The 19,804-nt window shown below is 69.9% G+C and carries 20 protein-coding genes; 1 reads left to right on the top strand and 19 read right to left on the bottom strand.

The features are described 5' to 3' along the window. Nucleotides 1-146 precede the first annotated feature (146 nt). The 5 genes from ABD817_RS18445 to ABD817_RS18425 all read right to left on the bottom strand — a co-directional run bounded on the left by ABD817_RS18445 (nt 147) and on the right by ABD817_RS18425 (nt 7,297). Entirely contained in the window at nt 147-740 is a 594-nt protein-coding gene (locus ABD817_RS18445) for a response regulator (RefSeq protein ID WP_344919202.1), read from the bottom strand. 64 nt (nt 741-804) lie between these two features. Next, nucleotides 805-1,941: a sensor histidine kinase gene (locus ABD817_RS18440; protein ID WP_344919201.1), complete on the bottom strand. Its 1,137-nt coding sequence runs from the start codon at nt 1,939-1,941 to the stop codon at nt 805-807. A 117-nt stretch (nt 1,942-2,058) separates the two neighbouring features. Beyond that, nucleotides 2,059-2,856 carry an ABC transporter permease gene (locus tag ABD817_RS18435; protein ID WP_344919200.1) on the bottom strand — a complete coding sequence of 266 codons (798 nt, stop codon included), beginning with the start codon at nt 2,854-2,856 and terminating at the stop codon, nt 2,059-2,061. Nucleotides 2,857-2,858: 2 nt separating this feature from the next. Then, nucleotides 2,859-4,034, bottom strand: coding sequence for an ABC transporter ATP-binding protein (locus ABD817_RS18430; protein WP_344919199.1), 1,176 nt, complete (start codon nt 4,032-4,034; stop codon nt 2,859-2,861). A gap of 95 nt (nt 4,035-4,129) precedes the next feature. Next, complete coding sequence (locus tag ABD817_RS18425; protein ID WP_344919198.1) at nt 4,130-7,297, bottom strand: S41 family peptidase; 3,168 nt, start codon at nt 7,295-7,297, stop codon at nt 4,130-4,132. Between the two features lie 66 nt (nt 7,298-7,363). Between ABD817_RS18425 and ABD817_RS18420 the strand changes: the two genes are divergently transcribed. Beyond that, complete coding sequence (locus ABD817_RS18420) at nt 7,364-7,954, top strand: cob(I)yrinic acid a,c-diamide adenosyltransferase (RefSeq protein WP_344919197.1); 591 nt, start codon at nt 7,364-7,366, stop codon at nt 7,952-7,954. A 149-nt stretch (nt 7,955-8,103) separates the two neighbouring features. Here ABD817_RS18420 and ABD817_RS18415 read toward each other — a convergent pair whose 3' ends face one another. From ABD817_RS18415 to ABD817_RS18350, 14 genes are all read right to left on the bottom strand, one after another. After that, a complete protein-coding gene (locus tag ABD817_RS18415) occupies nt 8,104-8,514 on the bottom strand; it encodes a DUF2550 domain-containing protein (protein ID WP_344744681.1) in 411 nt (136 codons plus the stop codon). Between the two features lie 44 nt (nt 8,515-8,558). Then, nucleotides 8,559-8,966, bottom strand: a complete 408-nt coding sequence (locus ABD817_RS18410) for a F0F1 ATP synthase subunit epsilon (RefSeq protein ID WP_344919196.1) — start codon at nt 8,964-8,966, stop codon at nt 8,559-8,561. A 68-nt stretch (nt 8,967-9,034) separates the two neighbouring features. Then, complete coding sequence (gene atpD, locus ABD817_RS18405; protein ID WP_344919195.1) at nt 9,035-10,462, bottom strand: F0F1 ATP synthase subunit beta; 1,428 nt, start codon at nt 10,460-10,462, stop codon at nt 9,035-9,037. 1 nt (nt 10,463) lies between these two features. Next, nucleotides 10,464-11,363 (bottom strand): F0F1 ATP synthase subunit gamma, encoded by a 900-nt coding sequence (locus ABD817_RS18400; RefSeq protein WP_344919194.1) that lies wholly within the window; start codon nt 11,361-11,363, stop codon nt 10,464-10,466. Nucleotides 11,364-11,366: 3 nt separating this feature from the next. Further along, nucleotides 11,367-13,016, bottom strand: coding sequence for a F0F1 ATP synthase subunit alpha (gene atpA, locus ABD817_RS18395; protein ID WP_344919193.1), 1,650 nt, complete (start codon nt 13,014-13,016; stop codon nt 11,367-11,369). A 23-nt stretch (nt 13,017-13,039) separates the two neighbouring features. Further along, nucleotides 13,040-13,849, bottom strand: a complete 810-nt coding sequence (locus ABD817_RS18390) for a F0F1 ATP synthase subunit delta (RefSeq protein WP_344919192.1) — start codon at nt 13,847-13,849, stop codon at nt 13,040-13,042. 46 nt (nt 13,850-13,895) lie between these two features. Further along, nucleotides 13,896-14,444, bottom strand: a complete 549-nt coding sequence (locus ABD817_RS18385) for a F0F1 ATP synthase subunit B (protein WP_344919191.1) — start codon at nt 14,442-14,444, stop codon at nt 13,896-13,898. A 35-nt stretch (nt 14,445-14,479) separates the two neighbouring features. Beyond that, the gene (gene atpE, locus ABD817_RS18380) at nt 14,480-14,707 is read right to left on the bottom strand and encodes an ATP synthase F0 subunit C (RefSeq protein ID WP_155338733.1); all 228 of its coding nucleotides are present in this window, start codon (nt 14,705-14,707) and stop codon (nt 14,480-14,482) included. 69 nt (nt 14,708-14,776) lie between these two features. Beyond that, nucleotides 14,777-15,568, bottom strand: a complete 792-nt coding sequence (atpB, locus tag ABD817_RS18375; protein WP_344919190.1) for a F0F1 ATP synthase subunit A — start codon at nt 15,566-15,568, stop codon at nt 14,777-14,779. A gap of 67 nt (nt 15,569-15,635) precedes the next feature. Then, nucleotides 15,636-15,851: an AtpZ/AtpI family protein gene (locus ABD817_RS18370; protein ID WP_329090972.1), complete on the bottom strand. Its 216-nt coding sequence runs from the start codon at nt 15,849-15,851 to the stop codon at nt 15,636-15,638. Nucleotides 15,852-15,929: 78 nt separating this feature from the next. Continuing rightward, a complete protein-coding gene (locus ABD817_RS18365; RefSeq protein ID WP_344919189.1) occupies nt 15,930-16,355 on the bottom strand; it encodes a Cg1360 family ATP-synthase-associated protein in 426 nt (141 codons plus the stop codon). A gap of 152 nt (nt 16,356-16,507) precedes the next feature. Continuing rightward, a complete protein-coding gene (locus ABD817_RS18360; RefSeq protein ID WP_344919187.1) occupies nt 16,508-17,866 on the bottom strand; it encodes a glycosyltransferase family 4 protein in 1,359 nt (452 codons plus the stop codon). A gap of 57 nt (nt 17,867-17,923) precedes the next feature. After that, nucleotides 17,924-19,189 carry a serine hydroxymethyltransferase gene (locus tag ABD817_RS18355; RefSeq protein ID WP_344919186.1) on the bottom strand — a complete coding sequence of 422 codons (1,266 nt, stop codon included), beginning with the start codon at nt 19,187-19,189 and terminating at the stop codon, nt 17,924-17,926. 126 nt (nt 19,190-19,315) lie between these two features. Then, nucleotides 19,316-19,696, bottom strand: a complete 381-nt coding sequence (locus tag ABD817_RS18350; RefSeq protein WP_344919185.1) for a hypothetical protein — start codon at nt 19,694-19,696, stop codon at nt 19,316-19,318. Nucleotides 19,697-19,804 lie beyond the last annotated feature (108 nt).

Here is a 19,804-nt window from a genome sequence, read left to right as displayed (position 1 = left end):
GCGACGCGTCACCACGGACATGTGGTCACGCATCGCGTTCGTATGGTTTCACGGCGTACAAGAAGGTGCGAACCTCCCTCGCTCCCGGCGCCGCCCTTCCCGTGGACATGAAGGTCCCTTGCCCGAATCAAAGGAGAAAACGCGGTTTAGAGCCAACCTTTTTGCTGGGCCGATCGGATCGCGGTGATCCGGTTGGTCGCGCCCAGTTTGGCGATGGCGCTGGACAGGTAGTTGCGTACGGTGCCCTGGGTGAGGTGGAGCGCGGCGGCGATCTCGGCGACCGAGGCGCCCCGCGCGGCCAGTTCCAGGGAGTCGCGCTCACGCTCGGTGAGAGGGCTCTCCCCCGCCATCATCGCCGAAGCGGCCATCTCCGGGTCGAGATAGCGCCCGCCCGCGTGGACCTTGCGGATCGCCGTCGCCAGCTCGTCGGCGGAGGCGTCCTTGGGGACGAAGCCGCGCACCCCGGCCGCGAGTGCCCGCCGCAGGTATCCGGGCCGCCCGAAGCTGGTCAGCATCAGCACCGCATGGCCCGGCAGCGTCTCGGCGACGCTCAGCCCGTCCATCCCCGGCATCTCGATGTCCAGCACGACCACGTCGGGCCGATGCTCCAGTACGGCCGCCGTCACCAGGTCTCCCCTGGCCACCTCGGCCACCACCTCGATGTCCGCCTCCAGGCCGAGCAGGGTGGCGATCGCCTTCCTGACCAGGTGCTCGTCGTCGGCCAGCAGTACCCGGATCACCGCGCCGCCCCGGCCGGACCGCTCGCCCCGGCGGGACGGCCCGGTGCCGAGGTCATCGTCTGGGTCATCGTTCTCCCTCCAGCGGGACCGTCGCCCGCAGCCTGAACCTCCCGGGGCCGCCGGGGCCCGCCGTGACGGTCCCGCCGATGGCGGCGACCCGCTCCGACAGCCCGACGAGGCCGGTACCGCCCCGGCCGTCCACCCTGGCCGCCCTGTCCACCCCGTCGTTGGTCATCTCCAGCACGGCGCTCCCCTCGCGGAGGGTGATCGTGATGCGGCACGTGGTGGCGGAGCTGTGGCGGAGCACGTTGGTGGTGCCCTCCCTGACCACCCAGGCCAGCAGGGTGGCCGTCCCCTCGGGCATCTGGTCGGACGGCGTCTCCAGTGTGCAGCGGATGCCGCCCGCCTCCAGCACCGCGGTCATCGCGCGCAGCTCGGCGGCGAGGTCGACCGTCCGGTAGCCGCGCACCGCCGCGCGGATCTCCTTGAGCGTCTGCCGCGCCAGGATCCGTACCTCGTCCATCTCCCCGGCCGCCCGCGCGGCGTCCACCTCCGACAGTTTGGCGGCCACCTCGCTCTTGACGGCGATCGCGGAGAGGCTGTGCCCGACCAGGTCGTGCAGGTCGCGGGAGAAGCGGAGCCGCTCCTCGGTGACGGCGAGCCTGGCCTGCGCCTCCTTGCCCTCCTCCGCGGCCCGCACTATCCGCCAGAACCAGAGCTGGAGCCGGTTCGCCCACGGCGCCGCCGCGGCCACCCCGAGGTAGGCGCCGACGACGGGCAGGGAGTCCTCCGCGTACGGCGGCGCGAGCAGCAGGCCGAGCCCGGGACCGGGGCCCGGCGGCGCGAGCAGCAGGCCGACGGTGGCCGCCACGACGGTGGCGACGACCGTGGCGGACCTGCTCAGCAGCAGCGCGACACCCGACGCCCAGGCCGGGCCGAGCAGCCCCCAGGACCAGGGGTCGCCGTCCTGGGTGAGCAGGAGGATCACCACGACCACGGCCGAGGCGACGATCTCGCCTCGCGCGGGGGTCCCGTCCACGGCCGCTTCGAGGATCCTCACGTAGAGGACGGTGAAGACCACCAGGCCCGGCACCCCGACGACCAGCAGGAGGAGCCCGGGTGACCCGCTCTCCTCCCCCAGCTCGCTGAGAGGGCCGAGCCAGGCCATCACGATGCCCAGGGTCAGGGTGAGGAGGGTCATCCGACGGAAGCGCTGGAGGGAGGATCGCTGCTTTCTCCGGGGAAGCGCGGAGGGGATGAGACGCGCGAGACGCCTCATCCCTTTTTCGCCGATATCAGCTGACATTTCGTATGAACGTTAGCCGTGCCGGGGTTCCCAGCGGAACAGCCACCGGGCCAGCAGCCCGGCCACCACGATCCACCCCAGCAGGACCGCGAAGGAGGGCAGCGCGGCCAGCCACTGCCCGCCCATGCTCAGCGCCTCCCCGCCTCCGGAGACGTAGTCTCCGCCCAGGAAGGCGGTGCGCGCGATCTCCACGACCGGGGTCGCGGGGAGCAGGGCCGAGACGTGGCCCAGCACGCCGGGCAGCGTGTCGGCCGGGAACGCGATCGGGGCGCCGACCAGCACGACCAGGAGCACCGGCAGCACCGTCACCTGGGCGAGTTCGGCGTTCGGCGTGAGACCGGAGAAGGCGGCGGCGAGCAGGCAGAACAGCGCGACCCCCAGGACGGCGACGGCCACGAGCATCGGCACGTTGGCCACCGTGACCCCCTCGAACCTCCGCACCCAGACCGCGAGGAGCGCCACCTGGGCGAGATAGAGCACGAGCGCCCCGAGGGCGCTGCCGCCGAGGATCGCCGGGCCCGACGGCTGGCCCGCGCGCAACCGCTTGAGCACCAGTTCCTCGCGCCGGGCGGTGAAGGAGTTCACCAGGTTGATGAAGACCGCGAACACCAGCATCAGCCCCGGCAGTCCGGCCAGGACGAAAAGCCTCCCGCCCACGCCGTCGATCTTCCCGGCGCCGACCGCCTGGGTGTACACCCAGGCCATCAGGAGCGGCAGCAGGAGCACGTTGAACATAACCGTGGTGTTCCTGGCCACCAGGGTCAGATCGATCCTCGCGAGCCTCACCGCGTGCAGCACGTCGGTTCTCATGATCACTCGCCCTCTCTCGCCGGTCCCGCCGCCACCGGCCCGTCACCGGCTCCCCGGAGCGCCCCGCCCGCTCCGGTCCCCTCCCCGTCCGGTGGCCCGTCCAGTGGCGCCTCCCCGGCCACGCGCATGAAGGCGTCCTCCAGGGTTCCCCGGCGCACGGCCAGCCGTTCCAGGGTCTCCCCCCGCTCGTCGGCCCACTCCAGGAGCCGCCGGACCGCCGCGTGCGCGCGGGCCTCGGCCCGCCCGCCGTTCAGGGTGTACGCGACCCCCGTACCGCCCGTGTTTCCCGTGTCGCCGCCGTAGGTCAGTATGGGGGCCACGCCGTCCAGCGAGGGAAGCTCGCCGAAGGCCCAGGAGATACCGGGAAGGCGGAAGGAGATCCTGTCGCCCGACCCGGCCACCACCTCCTCGACGGTGCCCTGGAGGTGGATCCGGCCCTCGTGCATGATGGCCAGCCGGTTGGCGAGGCGCTCGGCCTCCTCCAGGTAGTGGGTGGTGAGCAGCACCGTGGTGCCCCCCGCCCGCAGGTCCTCGATCACCTTCCAGGTGGCGCGCCGCGCCTCGGGGTCCATGCCGGTGGTCGGCTCGTCCAGGAAGAGCACCTCCGGCCGGGAGATCACCGCCAGCGCGAGGTCGAGCCTGCGCCGCTGGCCGCCGGAGAGCTGCCGCACCCTGGTCCTGGCCTTGCGGCCCAGCCCCGCCGCCTCCAGCGCGTCCGTGGTCCGCGGATCCGTGCCCCGGTGCCGGCCGAGGAGGGGGAACGCCCCCGAGGGGGCGGCGGGCGCGGCGGAGGTGCCGGGGCGGCCCGCGTCCCGGCTCAGCCCCTCCCAGAGGCCGACGGTCTCGGCGACCGTGAGGTCACCGAGGAAGCCCCCCTCCTGCAGCATGATCCCCACGCGGGGCCGCAGCCTCCGGCGCTGCCTGAACGGGTCGAGCCCGAGCACGCGGACGCTACCGCCGGTGGGGGCCCTGAAACCCTCCAGGACCTCCACGGTGGTGGTCTTGCCGGCGCCGTTCGTGCCGAGCAGGGCGAACAGCTCGCCCCTCGGGACGGCGAAGGAGACGCCGCGCACCGCCTCGAAGTCCCCGTACGACTGCCGGAGCCCGCCGACCTCGATCACGTTGCCGAGGCCGGCGGTCGCGGCGCCGGGTGGGTCCGTCACCTGTGGTGTTCTCATGGCGACCATCGTCGCCTCCCCGCGTTTGAGCAGGTAGTCGCCGATATCACCGGAAAAACAGTGATCTTTAAGGTGTTTTGGATGACAAATGTCAACTACGGGCGGGGCGGCAGCGCGGGACGACGGCGGGACGGCCGGGTGGCGAGGTCGGGCGGGGTCGCCGCCGGGCGCTCGTCCAGCGCGGCCAGCGCGAGCCGTACCGCCTCCTCGATCTGCGGGTCCCTCCCCTCCGCCCAGTCGCCGGGGGTGATGTCGACCTCGATGTCGGGGTCGACGCCGTAGTTCTCCACGCCCCAGCCCAGCTCCTCGAACCAGAAGGCGTACTTGGGCACGGTGACGCGCGAGCCGTCGACCAGGCGGTGAGAGTCCTCGATGCCGATGACGCCTCCCCAGGTGCGGGTGCCCACCACGGGCCCGAGCTTGTGGATCTTGAAGGCGGCGGTGACGATGTCCCCGTCGGACCCGGCGTTCTGGTCGGTGATCGCGACCAGCGGGCCGCGCGGCGCGTCCTCGGGGTAGGTGATCGGCGTCATCCCCCGGGGCAGGTCCCAGGCGATGACCCGGCGGATCAGCTTCTCGATGACCAGCTCGGAGGTGTGACCGCCTCGATTCCCCCGTACGTCCACCACGAGCCCCTCGAAGGTCATCTCCCGGCGCAGGTCGCGGTGGAACTGCGCCCAGCCCTCGGCCACCATGTCCGGGATGTGCAGGTAGCCGAGGCGTCCGCCGCCGAGCTCCCTGACCCGGGCCCGGCACTCGGCCACCCAGTGCTGGTAGCGCAGGCGCCGGTCGTCGCGGAGCGGCGTGACGACCACCCGTCGGCCACCGTCCAGGGTGAGCTCGACCGGCTTGTCCGCGGCGCCGACCAGCAGCCGCGAGGGTCCCTCGGGCGGCACCGGACGGCCGTCGATCGCGAGCAGCGCCTCTCCCGGCTGAACACCCGCCCCCGGCCCGGCCAGCGGCGAGCGGGCGTACACGTCGGAGGACTCGGCGGGCAGCACCCGGTCCACCCGCCAGCGGCCGTCGTCGCCCCGGGAGAGGTCGGCGCCGAGCAGTCCGATCGGCTCGGAGGCCGAATACCCCCAGGGGGCGGCGTCGACGTAGGCGTGCGAGCTGCCCAGCTCGCCCACGACCTCCCAGAGCAGGTCGGCGAAGTCGTCGGCGGTGGCGACCCGGTCCACCAGCGGCCGGTACTCCTCCAGCACGGCCTCCCACTCCACGCCGGCCATGTCCTCGACCCAGAAGTCGGCGCGCATCCGGCGGCCCAGCTGGGCGTAGGCGTGCCGCCGCAGCACCCGGGGATCGACGGTCATCCGGATCCTGGACAGGTCGACGGTCGTGTCGTCGCCGTTCTTGCCGCCCTGCTTGCCTCCGGCCGGGCGGACCGTGAGCGTGCCCTTGTCGCTGACGACGAGCTGCGTGCCGTCACCGCTCACCCGGTACCAGTCGAGCTTGTCGACCACTTCCTCCCACTTGCGTTTGACCAGGTCGTAGCGGTCCAGCGCCGGGCGGGGCGCCTCGCCCCCCACCTCGTCCCGGTCCTCGCCGAGCTCCCCCGCCAGCGGCTCCCGCAGCCAGACGAACCCGCCCTTGACCGCCCGCAGGTCCGAGTAGCGGCCCTCGGGCACCGGCACCTGCACGACCCTGGCGGCGATGCCGTCCAGGTCCACGGTGATCGCGCCGTCGTCCTTCTTCTTGTCGTCGTCGGAGCCGGAGTCGGCGGCCCGCCCCGCCGGACTGGGCGCGAACGGGGACGGCGTGGACGCGGACAGCGGCACCAGGTAGGGCCGGTAGCCGAAGGGAAAGGACATGTCGAAGGAGTGCGCGTCGTAGACCGGGTCGAAGCCGCGCCGCGACAGGAACGCCAGATAGTCCCCGGTGAACGCGGGCGAGACGTCCACGAACCGGCCGTCGGTGACGTCGGTGACGACCCGGTCCGCCACCCTGGCCAGCCTGATCCTGCGCAGCTGGGAGCCGTCCGGGTGCGACCAGGCCAGCCAGGCCGAGTCGGGCGACCAGGTGAGACCGTGGATCTCCCCCTCGGCCCCGGACAGCTCCACGGCCTCGCCCGAGGCCACGTCGACCAGGAACAGCCGCCCGTTCCTGCTGGTCACCGCGATCGTGTTCCCGTCGGGCGCGACGGCGAGGTCCCCGACCTCGCCCAGCGCGCCCACCGCGATCCTGCGGCTCTCCCCGCCCCCCGCCGGGGCGATCTCCAGTCCCTGCGCCTCGCCGTCGTCGAAGACCCACACCACGCGGTCGTCGCCGAGGATACGGGGCCGCCCCGCCGACAGGCCGTCGCTGAGCTGCCGCGCCGGGCCGTCCCTGTGGGTCACCCAGTGCACCGACCCCTGGACCTCCACCGCGCTGGCCCGCCCGGTCGCGTCCACGGCCAGGTCGTGCAGCCGCCTGCCCGCGTGGACCTGGTACGGCTGCCGTCCGCGCAGCGGGGAGCCGAGGGTGACGTCGAGCTTGCGGGCCTCGGCGTCGAGATCGTCCAGGAGATAGAGGTCCCCGGCGTTCTGGTAGACGATCCGGGTCCCGTCGGTGGTGGCGTGCCGGGCGTAGAAGACCTCGTGGTCGGTGTGGCGGCGCAGGCCGCCGCCGTCCGGCTCGCAGGAGTAGAGGTTGCCGACGCCCTCGTGGTCGGAGACGAAGACGAGCCGCCCCCCGACGAGCATCGGGTTGGCGAGGTGGCCGTTCAGGTCGGCCAGGATCCGGGTGAAGTCGCCGTCACCGCGCCGCACCCACAGCCGGCCCGCCGTGCCGCCCCGGTAGCGCTTCCAGGTCCCCGGGTCGCGGGCGAGCCCCCCGGTGAGCAGCGCCACCGTGTTCTCCGGGTCCCCCGTGACCGACAGGTCGTTGACCGGGCCGTACGGCAACCGCTCGACGCGTCCCTCCCCGAGCACGTAGGCCCAGGTCTGCGAGACGAACGGCCGGCCGGCCGCGCTGATCGCGAGAACCTCACCGTCCGGCGTCCAGCCTCGGGTGCGTGTCCGCGCGTCTCCCCAGTAGGTCAGCCGCTCCGCCGAACCGGATCCCAGATCCGCCAGGTGGACCTCGGGAGCACCGTCGCGAACGCTGGTCCAGGCGACCTTGGTGCCGTCGGGCGAGAGGCGGGGATGGCCCGCGGGGGCCCGGTCCGCGGAGAGGCGCCACGCCCGTCCGCCGTCCGCCGGGGCCGCCCAGACGTCGTCGTCGGCGACGAAGGTCAGCGTCTCGTGGGAGATGTGAGGGAATCGCAGGTAGAAACCAGAAACCATCGACAAAGCATATTGTCCACTATCAGGTTAATCGGGAGGGTTTTTCCTGCCGATACGCTGAGCCACATGACGCGAGCTGACAGAGACAAGCCGGTGGTGCTCTCGAAGATCTACACCCGCACCGGGGACGACGGCACGACAGCGCTCGGCGACATGAGCCGCACCCGCAAGACCGATCCGCGCCTGGCCGCCTACGCCGACGTCGAGGAGGCCAACGCCGCGATCGGCGTCGCCCTCGCCGCGGGGACCCTGGAGGCGGACGTCACCGCCGTCCTCACCCGGATCCAGAACGAGCTGTTCGACGTCGGGGCCGACCTGTGCACCCCGGTCGCGGAGAACCCCGAGTTCCCGCCGCTGCGGGTCGAGCCCTCCTACGTCGAATGGCTGGAGGCGCGGTGCGACGAGTTCAACGAGCGCCTCACGCCGCTGCGCAGCTTCATCCTGCCCGGCGGCACCCCGGCCGTGGCCTGGCTGCACGTCGCCAGGACCGTGGTCCGGCGGGCCGAGCGGACCGTCTGGTCGGCGCTGGAGGCCCACGACGACGTCAACCCGCTGACCGCGAGGTATCTCAACCGGCTGAGCGACCTGATGTTCATCCTCTGCCGGGTGGCCTCGGGCGGCGACGAGATCCTCTGGAAGCCCGGCGGCACCCGCTGAGTGGCTGAGTGGCTGAGCGAAAGCCGGGCGGCGATCGAGACAGGCATCGAGCGGCTGAGTGGCTGAGCGAAGGCCAGGCGACGCGAGACAGGCACTGCGCGGCTGAGCGAGGGCGACGTCGAGGTAGGCGCTGGGCGACTGAGCGAAGGTCAGGCGACGTCGAGATAGGCGCTGGGCGGGGCGGACTCCAGCCAGGCGACGAAACCGGTCAGGGCCCGGTATCCCATGGCGAGCTCGAAGGCGTCCTGCCCGTTGCGGCACTCGATCGCCGTCACGCCCTCGATGAACCCGAAGAACTCACCGGACCCGACCCTGCGACGCCCGGAAACGACAAGGCCGCGCCTCACGATGACGTGGCGCGGCCTTGGAAGCAGACCTATGAGCGGGATCCAGTTGAGGTGTCCGTCGGCGTAGCGGGCCACTCCGACCCGCCAGCCTCGCTCCTTCGACAGGGAGCGCAGGCAACAGAGCACCGATCCCCGGGAGCGGGTCAGGATGAGAACCCGGAGTCCCAGGAGGGCGACGAGCAGCCCCAGCACGATGAGAACATCCACCACCATGTCTGCTCGCCCCCCAAAAGCGCGTACAGCCTAAGAAGCAGAATTTATCCGACTTCTTCCCCGGCCGCGCGCAACCGGGCCCTGGCGCGCTTGGCCTCGGCGACCGCGTCCGCGTCTTCCTGGTTGGACTCGACCGAGGCCTGAGCCCGCTCCAGGGCGCTCTTCGCACGGGCGACGTCGACCTCGGAACCCAGCTCGGCGAGCTCGGCCAGGATCGACACCTCGTCATCGGCCACCGAGAGGAATCCTCCGTGGACGGCGGCGACGAGGTCGGATTCGCCGTCGCCTCGCTTGATCTTCAGCAGACCGCCCTCGACGAGAACGCCGAGCACGGGCGCGTGCTTAGGCATGATACCGATCTCGCCGTCGACGGTCTTGGCAATCACCATGTCGGCCTCACCGGACCAGATCTCACGCTCCGGGGAGACGACGCCTACTCGCAGCTTCGCCACTTTCTCTCCAGTTCCTTATCGAACCAGGCGCCGGTACGGCCGGGTGACCGTACCGGCGCCGAAGGCGACTAGCGGGCGAGTTCCTTGGCCTTGGCCACGGCCTGGTCGATGCCGCCGACCATGAAGAACGCCTGCTCGGGCAGGTGGTCGTAGTCGCCGGCGCACAGGCCCTTGAACGAGGCGATGGTCTCGTCCAGCGGGACGTTCTCACCGGGCTGGCCGGTGAACGCCTCGGCGGCGTACATCGGGTGGGACAGGAAGCGCTCGATGCGACGGGCCCGGTTGACGGTGACCTTGTCCTCTTCCGAGAGCTCGTCGATACCGAGGATCGCGATGATGTCCTGCAGCTCCTTGTACTTCTGCAGGATCCGCTTGGTCTCCTGGGCCACGCGGTAGTGCTCCTCGCCGACGATCAGCGGGTCGAGGATCCGCGAGGTGGAGTCGAGCGGGTCCACCGCGGGGTAGATGCCCTTCTCCGAGATCGGCCGCGACAGAACGGTCTGCGCGTCGAGGTGCGCGAACGCGTTGTGCGGGGCCGGGTCGGTGATGTCGTCCGCGGGGACGTAGATCGCCTGCATGGAGGTGATCGAGTGACCGCGGGTCGAGGTGATGCGCTCCTGGAGGACACCCATCTCGTCGGCGAGGGTCGGCTGGTAACCCACCGCGGACGGCATGCGGCCGAGCAGGGTGGACACCTCGGAACCGGCCTGGGTGAACCGGAAGATGTTGTCGATGAACAGCAGCACGTCCTGCTTCTGGACGTCCCGGAAGTACTCCGCCATGGTCAGGGCGGAGAGCGCGACGCGCAGACGGGTGCCCGGGGGCTCGTCCATCTGGCCGAAGACGAGGGCGGTGTCCTTGAGGACGTTCGCCTCCTCCATCTCCAGCCAGAGGTCGTTGCCCTCACGGGTGCGCTCGCCGACCCCGGCGAACACCGAGGTGCCACCGAAGTTGCGGGCGACCCGGCGGATCATCTCCTGGATCAGAACGGTCTTGCCCACGCCCGCGCCGCCGAACAGGCCGATCTTGCCGCCCTGCACGTACGGGGTGAGCAGGTCGATGACCTTGATGCCGGTGGTCAGCATCTCGGTGCGCGACTCGAGGGTGTCGAAGGCGGGCGACGGGCGGTGGATGCCCCAGCGCTCGTTGATCTGGAGCGACGAGGTCTCGACGTCCAGCGACTCGCCGAGGGTGCTCCACACGTGGCCCTTGACGACGTCGCCGACGGGGACCGAGATGGCCGCGCCGGTGTCGGTCACCGGGGCGCCACGGGTGAGGCCGTCGGTGGGCTGCATGGAGATCGCGCGGACCAGGTTGTCACCCAGGTGCTGGGCGACCTCCAGGGTGAGGACCTTGGCCTCACCCTGCAGCTCGACGTCGACCTTGAGCGCGTTGTAGATGTCGGGCATCGCCTCGACGGGGAACTCCACGTCGACGACGGGACCGGTGACCCGCGCGACGCGGCCCACGCCGGTCTCAACAGTCTGTGCAGTCATTTCACTCTTTCCCCGCTGCGGAGTCGGCCAGCGCGTTCGCGCCACCGACGATCTCGCTGATTTCCTGGGTGATCTCGGCCTGGCGGACCTGGTTCATCTGCTGGGTGAACACGCGGATGAGCTCGTTGGCGTTGTCGGTGGCCGACTTCATGGCCCGGCGGCGCGAGGCTTCCTCTGAGGCCGCCGACTGGAGCAGCGCGGTGAAGATGCGCGACTCCACGTAACGCGGCAGCAGCGTGTCGAGGACCTCGCCCGCGGTGGGCTCGAACTCGAAGTACGGCAGCGGCGTGTCGGACGTCTCCGCGGTCTCCTCGACCACCAGCGGGAGGATGCGCTTGACCACGACCTCCTGCGTCAGCATCGAGACGAACTCGGTGGAGACGATGTGGATCTCGTCCACCCCGTCCTCGGCCGAGAAGGCCTCGATCAGCGTGCCGGCGACCTCTTTCGCGTCGGAGTAGGCGGGCTTACGGGAGAACCCCGTCCACTGCCCGCCCATCTCACGGTTGCGGAAGGCGTGCCAGGCGACGCCCTTGCGACCCGTCACGAAGGGCACGGGCTCGATGCCCCTGTCCCGCAGCAGGTTGCCGAGCGCCTCCGCCTCGCGGAGGATGTTGGCGTTGAAGCCGCCACAGAAACCGCTGTCGCTGGTGACGATCAGGACGGCGGCCCTCGCGGGCTGCTCCTTGGCCACCGTCAGCGGATGGTCGGTGGTGGAGGTGTTGCTGACCACGCCCGTGACCGCGCGGGTGATCTCGCGCTCGTACGGCACGGCGGCCTGCATCCGCTGCTGCGCCTTGACGATGCGGGACGAGGCGATGAGCTCCTGGGCGCGGGTGATCTTCGCCGTGGACTTGACCGACTTGATCCGCCGCCGCAGCAGTCTTAGCTGGGCACCCATCGGCTACTTCTTCTCTGCCGTGCGGACTCGCTTCGTGATCTTCTCCTGGCCGACCTCGCCCTCGCCGAGCGCGGCGACCGGCTCGTCGTTGACCAGGTACTCACCGGAGGAGGTCTCGAAGCTCTTCTTGAACTCGGTGATGGCGTCCTTGAGGGCGGTCACCGTGTCGTCGGGCAGGTCGCGGGTCTCGCGAATGCCGTCGAGGATGCCCTTGCTCTCGCGGCCCAGGTAGTCGAGGAACTCCGCCTCGAAGCGGCGGATGTCCTCGACCGGGACGTCGTCGAGCTGGCCGGTGGTGCCGGCCCACACCGAGACGACCTGCTTCTCGACCGGGAACGGGCTGTACTGGGCCTGCTTGAGCAGCTCGACCAGACGCTGGCCACGCTCCAGCTGGGCGCGGGAGGCCGCGTCCAGGTCGGAGGCGAAGGAGGCGAACGCCTCCAGGTCACGGAACTGCGACAGCGACAGGCGCAGCGTACCGGCGACCTTCTTCATCGCCTTGATCTGCGCGGAGCCGCCGACTCGGGAGACGGAGACACCGACGTTGATGGCCGGGCGCACACCCGCGTTGAACAGGTCGGTCTCAAGGAAGCACTGGCCGTCGGTGATGGAGATGACGTTGGTGGGGATGAACGCCGAGACGTCGTTGCCCTTCGTCTCGATGATCGGCAGACCGGTCATCGAGCCGGAACCCATCTCCTTGGAGAGCTTCGCGCAGCGCTCCAGGAGGCGGGAGTGCAAGTAGAAGACGTCACCGGGGAACGCCTCGCGGCCCGGCGGGCGGCGCAGCAGCAGGGAGACGGCGCGGTAGGCGTCGGCCTGCTTGGTCAGGTCGTCGAAGACGATGAGGACGTGCTTGCCCTGGTACATCCAGTGCTGGCCGATGGCCGAGCCGGTGTAGGGCGCGAGGTACTTGTAACCGGCCGGGTCGGACGCCGGAGCGGCGACGATGGTGGTGTACTCCATCGCGCCCGCCTCCTCGAGGCGACCCTTGACCTGGGCGATCGTGGAGCCCTTCTGGCCGACCGCGACGTAGACGCAGAGAACCTGCTTGTCGGGGTCGCCGGAGAGCCAGTTCTCCCGCTGGTTGAGGATGGTGTCCACGGCGACGGCGGTCTTGCCCGTGCCACGGTCACCGATGATCAGCTGGCGCTGGCCGCGGCCGATCGGCGTCATGGCGTCGACCGCCTTGAGACCGGTCTGCAGCGGCTCCTTCACCGGCTGGCGCTGAACCACCGAGGGGGCCTGGAGTTCGAGGGCGCGCAGGCTCTCGGACTCGATCGGGCCCTTGCCGTCCAGGGGGACGCCCAGCGGGTCGACCACCCGGCCGAGGAAGCCGTCGCCGACCGGCACGGACAGGACCTCGCCCGTCCGGCGGACCGACTGGCCCTCCTCGATCTTGCTGAAGTCGCCCAGAACGACGACGCCGATCTCTCGGACGTCCAGGTTCAGTGCCAGGCCACGCGTGCCGTCCTCGAACTCAAGCAGCTCGTTCGCCATCGCCGAGGGAAGGCCGGAGACATGGGCGATGCCGTCGCCGCAGTCGACGACGGTCCCGATCTCCTCGCGCGCGGCACCTTCCGGCTCGTACGCCTGGACGAAGCGCTCAAGTGCGTCCCGGATCTCGTCCGGCCGGATCGTAAGCTCCGCCATCTCTCTTCAGTCTCCCTATTCGCCTAGCCGGCCAACCGGCGGCGGACTTCTTCGATTCGTCCCGCGATGGTGGTGTCGATGAGGTCGTCCCCGATGCGAACCGAGAACCCTCCCAGCACCCGCGGATCCACCTCGACGTTCAGATGAACGTCGCGGCCGTACGAGGTGCGCAGCCACGTGGCGAGACGCTGCTTCTGCTCCTCTGAGAGCGCGACGGCGCTGCGCACCACCGCGACGAGACGCTGCCGCTGGGCGGCGACCAGCCTGCCGAACTCCTCAAGCCCGCCCTCCAGGCTACGTCCTCGCGGATACAGCACGAGCTGCGTGACCAGGCGCAGGGTGGTGGGGGCGACCTTCTCGGCCAGGAGGGAGCTCAGCAGCTCCCGCTTGGCCGCCTCAAGAACCGCCGGTGCCGTCAAGGTTCGGTAAAGCTCCAGGTTCGAGGCGACGATGCGCCCGAACCTGAACAGCTCGTCCTCGACGTCGTCGAGCCTGCTCTGCGCCTCCGCCTCGGCGGAGGCGGCGATGACGCCGAGGCGCTCCAGGGCGTCGGCCAGGTCACGCGAGCGCGCCCACTTCGCGGACACGGCCGCGACGACCGTCTCCACCGCGGCGTCGCTGATCTTGCCCTCCAGCAGCACCCGCACGACCTGCGCCTTCTGGGCGGCGGGACGCGCGGCGTCGGAGAGGTTGCGGCGGAGCCCGTGCTCGCGGTCCAGCAGGTCGGCGACCGAGAAGAGCTCGTCGGCCAGCGTACCGAGGTCGGCGCTTCCCGCGACGGCGTTGAAGCGCTCTTCGACCTCGGTCAGCGAGGCCCTGCTCAGACCTCTCATCGGCCGTTCACCGACACTCGCGCGTCATGCCCGGTTCGCCGCGTCATCAGCGGACCGCCGCGCTGGTCGACTCGAGCTCCTCGAGGAACCTGTCGACGGTACGGCGCTGACGCGCCTCGTCCTCCAGGGACTCGCCGACGATACGACCGGCCAGCTCGATCGACAGGCGGCCGAGCTCCGTGCGGAGCTGGGCGAACGCCTGCTGGCGGTCGGCCTCGATCTGCAGGTGAGCGGCCTCGACCAGGCGGCGGGCCTCGGCCTGAGCCTCCTCGCGGAGCTCGGCCTTGATCTGCGCGCCCTGCTCGCGAGCCTCCTCACGCAGCCGGGAGGCTTCGTGACGGGCTTCGGAGAGCTGGTCCTTGTACTGCTTGAGCAGCGCCTGGGCCTCGTTCTGCGCGTCCTCGGCTCGCTTGATGCCGCCTTCGATCGCGTCGGTCCGCTCGACCAGGGTCTTCTGGATGCGCGGGGTGAGGATCTTACCGACGACGAAGAGGACGACGAAGAAGGCGAAGCCGCCGACGACAAGCTCATAGGTGTGCGGGAGAAGGGGGTTAGCCCCCTCCTCCGCCGCCAGGAGCGAAGCTGCCTGAATCATTTGTGCAGCCTTCCGTCAGAGGTTTTCCTGCGTCTTTATCGACCGAACATGAACGGCGCGACGAGGCCGATGAGGGCCAGCGCCTCGGTGAGAACGAAGCCGAGCAGCATGTTCTGGCGGATCAGGCCGTAGGCCTCGGGCTGGCGGGCGATGGCCTGCACACCCTGGCCGAAGATGATGCCGACGCCGATGCCGGGGCCGATGGCGGCGAGGCCGTAACCGATGGAACCGAGGGAGCCGGTGACCTCAGCGAGGACGCTCATTGTGTGTTTCCTTTACTGGTCGGCCGGTGAAGGCTCACCGGTCTGGATATTCGAGGGAGGTCTGTGCGTCTAGTGGTCGGCGTGGAGCGAGTTGCCGATGTACATCGCGGCGAGCATCGCGAAGAGGAACGCCTGCAGGAACTGGATGAACATCTCGAAGCCCGTCATCGCGATCGTCATGATCACGCCGACCACGCCGAGCGGGGCGCCCAGCGGGGTGAGCTTCTCGAAGAGGAACCAGAAGCCGACGAGGCTGAAGAAGGCCAGGATGATGTGGCCGGCGAACATGTTGGCGAACAGTCGCACCGCGTGCGTGAAGGGCGCGATGATCAGGTTGGACAGGAACTCGATCGGGGCCAGCAGCACGTAGATCGGCTTGGGCAACCCCGGCGGGAACATCATGTTCTTGAAGTAGCCGATCGCGCCCTGGTGCTTGATCCCCAGATAGACCTTGAGGATGTAGACGCTGAGGGCGAGGACCACGGGGAAGGCGATGTGCGAGGCGACCGGGAACTGCAGCACCGGGATGACGCCCATCAGGTTCCAGACCCAGACCATGAAGAACATGCTGAGCAGCAGGCCCATCCACCGGTCGGCGTCCTTGCCGAGGAACGGCCGGGCGACCTGGTCGCGGACGAACATGTAGCCCATCTCGCCGATGTTCTGCACGCCCCTCGGCACCAGCTTCGGGTTGCCGAAGGCCGACCAGCAGAAGGCGATGACGATGACCGTGCTCAGCAGGGCCAGCAGCACCGGCTTCGTGAACCAGGCGACGCCTGAGATGATCGGGGCGGCGTCGAAGAGTTCGAGCCCCGGAGGCGTGAACTCGTCCCCGGGAGCGAGGAGCGTCAGCGTGCTCACGCGGCGTTCCCTTCAGCGTGGTAGTTGATCGAAATGGCTTCGTCAGCGAAGCGACCGCCGCCGAAGGCTAGCGACCGTACTTCCGGTAGACCAGGTAGACGGATAGAGCGACCCCGAGGATCAATCCGATCGGAGTGAAGGCGACCACGCCAGTCCACTCGGACAGCAACCAGCCCGCACCGCCGTACAGGATCATCCCGGAGAGGAGATAGCTGGGGATCGACCAGGCGGCGCTGGCGAAGTCGCGGCCGTCGTCTTCGGGCCGGATTTTCTTTTCGCTCATCGCGGGCATGACGATAGCAGTCGCGGTGAGGACTAGTCATATCGGGCAGGGTCCAAGCCGCCAGCGAGATGATACGCCTCATCGTGGATCGCCCTGACCTGGAATCCGGGCATTGGGGTCGACGTACAGCATTTTAAGTTTCATGAAGCCGCGCATCTCGCCGACCGTCCAGGCGATCGTGCACGCGATGGCCGCCCAGCCGAAGGCCTTGGGCTCGAAGGCGGTGGCGCTCTCGAAGGTCTTGAGCAGGGCCATGATCACGAGAATCTTCACCGCGTAGCTCAGCACCGCGGCGGTCATCATCATCATGGGCGACACCCGGCTCGCGTACGAGACGGCCACGATGCCGAGGGTAAAGAAGACACAGACGACCGCAGTCCCGATCATGGCGCCGAGCGCGCCCTTGGCTCCGGCCAGCAGCGCCGCGACGAGGATCACGACCAGGCCCACCAGCACCGTGGGTATCGCAGCCCCCTTCAGAAGGCGCACGTCGTTGGCCAGCATCGGCACTCCAAGTGACTGTTATCAAGCGAGCGATTGCTACCTTGCAGGTCTAGCCAGGTTCACCATCTGCTAGTGAAAGCTATCACAAGCTCAAGGAAGAGCGCCTTTACCTGCCGTTTCAAGTAAACGATCAAGGAATCGGCGCAAGCGGCTCAAAGAGGCGTCTCAGGGTTTGAGAACCCCTGCCGGGGAGCGCTGAGCGACAGGTCGGGCAGCACCGACAGCGTGGCCGTGTCGTCGCCGGCGGCGACCGAACGGGGCCCCGGCGCCTCCGAGGGGTACGGGTGGGGCCTGGGCCGGCCCGGCGGCTGCCCACCCGGCCCCGCGTGCCGGCCCGGCCCCGCCGTGGGGCCCTCGGGACCCGTGGGAGCGGCGGGATCGAGCCCGCCGCGCCCCTCGGCCCCGCCGAGGTCGCGGCGGGCGCGCCAGCGGGGCAGCGCCATCATCACCAGCACGCCGATGGCGAGCAGCACGGTCAGCGGGAACAGGACGAGCGGGACGCCCTCGATGGACAGCGCCACGACCGCGAAGGCGAACAGGAAGGTCCACGCGTACATGATCATGACGCTGCGGCGGTGCGAGTGGCCGATGTCCAGCAGGCGATGGTGCAGATGCCCCCGGTCGGGCGAGAACGGCGACAGGCCGTTGGACGTGCGCCGGATCACCGCCATGATCAGGTCCAGCAGCGGGAGCACCAGGATCGCGACCGGCACCAGGAGAGGAAGGATGACGGGGAAGCCGTTGATGCTGCCGGAGTCGAGCGGGGTGACCAGGATCATCGTGGAGGCGAGGACCAGGCCGATCAGCATCGCCCCCGTGTCACCCATGAAGATCTTCGCCGGGTGGAAGTTGTGCGGCAGGAAGCCCAGGCAGATCCCGATGAGCACCGAGGCGATGACCGCCGTCGCGTTGATGCTGGTGTTGCCGAAGTCCTTCGACAGGGCCACCGAGTACGTCCAGGTGGCCATCGCGGCGATGCCCACGATCCCCGCGGCCAGCCCGTCGAGCCCGTCGACGAAGTTGACCGCGTTGATCATGACGACCACGATCAGGATCGTGATCAGCGGGCTCAGCGTCGAGTCGAGGGTGGTCTGCCCGCCCAGCGCGGTGGGCAGCGGGAGCCACGGCAGGCTCAGCCCGAAGGCGACGAGCACCCCCGCGGCGCCGACCTGCCCGGCGAGCTTGACGAGGGCGTCCATCCCCAGCCAGTCGTCCAGGAAGCCGGTCAGCGTGATCAGACCGCCCGCGGCGATCAGCGCGATCACGGTCTTGCCCTGGCCCTCGTCCGCCAGCTTGCCCCCCGCGTAGGGCAGCTCCGCGGCGATCAGCAGACCGGCGACGAGACCGCCGTACATCGCCAGGCCACCGAGCCTGGGTGTCGGCGTGGTGTGCACGTCACGATCGCGGACCTCGGGCATGGCACCGATGCGGATGGCGAAAACGCGGATCAGCGGAACCAGCAGGTACGTCACCGCGGCCGCGACGAGCGCCATGAGTAGGTATTCGCGCACGGAACCAGTTTCGCGGATAGTCCGGCCACCTGTGACCGGAAAACGACACAGAACAGCTCATAGTTCGCTGGGATATATCCGGTGAGCCCTCGTCAGCACCGCGACGCGCTCCCGTATCTCCCGCGTCGCGTCAGGGTTGCGGATGACCTGCGCCACCATCGAGGCCACCTCCTTCATCTCCTCGGGACCCATCCCCTGGGTCGTGACGCAGGGGGTGCCGACCCGGATCCCGGACGTCACCGTGGGCGGCTCGGGGTCGTACGGGATCGCGTTGCGGTTCAGCGTGATCCCGGCCGCGTGGCACCGCTGCTCGGCCACCGCGCCGGAGATCCCGACGTCGCGCAGGTCGATCAGCGCCAGATGGCTGTCGGTGCCCCCGGAGACGGGCCGCATGCCCTCGGCGGCCAGCGCGTCGGCCAGCACCTGGGCGTTGGCCACCACCTGGCGCGCGTACTCCGCGAACTCCGGCCGCAGCGCCTCGCCGAACGCGACCGCCTTGGCCGCCACCGCGTGCATGAGCGGGCCGCCCTGCACGAACGGGAAGACCGCGCGGTCGATCCTGGGCCCCAGCTCCCCCGTGCACATGATCCCGCCACCCCTCGGACCGCGCAGCGCCTTGTGCGTGGTGAAGGTCACCACGTCCGCGTACGGCACGGCGGACGGCAGGGCTCGCCCGGCCATCAGGCCGACGGTGTGCGCGACGTCGGCGAGCAGCCAGGCGCCCACCTCGTCCGCGATCCCCCTGAAGGCGGCGAAGTCGATCTCACGGGGGTAGGCGGTGGCACCACAGACGATCATCTTGGGCTGGTGCCGCAACGCCAGGTCCCTGACCTCGTCGTAGTCGATCAGCTCGGTGTCCCTGCGCACCCCGTACGCCACGACGTCGAACCAGCGTCCCGAGAAGTTGACCTTGGAGCCGTGCGTGAGGTGGCCGCCGTGCGACAGCTCCATCGCCAGCATGGTGTCGCCCGGCTGGAGCAGGGCCGCGTAGGCCGCCAGGTTCGCCGAGGCGCCGGAGTGGGGCTGCACGTTGACATGCTCGGCGCCGAACAGCCGCCTGGCGCGGTCGATCGCGAGCCGCTCGGCCCGGTCGACGACCTCGCACCCGGCGTAGTAACGCCTGCCGGGGTAGCCCTCGGCGTACTTGTTGGTGAGCGTCGAGCCGAGTGCGGCGAGCACGGCGGGCGAGGTGAAGTTCTCACTCGCGATCAGCTGGATGCCCCCGCGGAGCCGGTCGAGCTCGTCGAGGAGCACGCCCGCGATCTCCGGGTCCTCGCGCAGCAGGAGATCGAAATCCGGCCCGTAGTACGGTTCTGCGCCCATGGCTCACACCCCGAAGACGACGACTCACCCCCACTGTAAGCCCGCCCTCCCCGGTTATCGCACGTCAGGGACGCGCGGCCCCGGGAGAGCGTGTCGCGGGGAACCGCCCCCGCCGGGAGGCACGCCTCACGAGAACGCGTGCGGGGCCCCGGCCCTGACCGGCACCCACCTCGGCGTGTCGGCCGCCTGGTCGCTGATCGACGTCAGGACCGCCTGCCGGTAGAGGCCCAGACGGGTGCGCCACTCCGTCATGTCCTCGACGTAGCGGCCCGAGACGGGGGCGTCCCAGACATCCCTGCTCCTGGCGAGCTGGTACGCCTTGTCCAGGCTGGCGGTCAGCGTGTCGAGCACGGGGAGCACCTGCCTCCACATCATGACCAGCCGCTGGTAGTCGGGGTTGAACTCCCACGACGTGACCGCGTCCGGGGACGGCAGACCGGCGTTGGCCGAGGCCGGCGGGGTCTCCCCCGGCTGCAGCGGCTGCGGTGCGGGTGGATCCACGAACATCACAGGCTCCTCACCCTCGCTGACACGCTCCCTGCCTCCTGCTCACTTACCCACTGCTACCCACTACCTGACCGCTTCGTACCCACTCGCTCACCGCCCGGCGATCAC

Origin of the sequence: Streptosporangium oxazolinicum (assembly GCF_039537505.1) — a bacterium.
Taxonomy (GTDB): domain Bacteria; phylum Actinomycetota; class Actinomycetes; order Streptosporangiales; family Streptosporangiaceae; genus Streptosporangium; species Streptosporangium oxazolinicum.
This window is presented reverse-complemented; position numbering and strand designations above follow the sequence as displayed.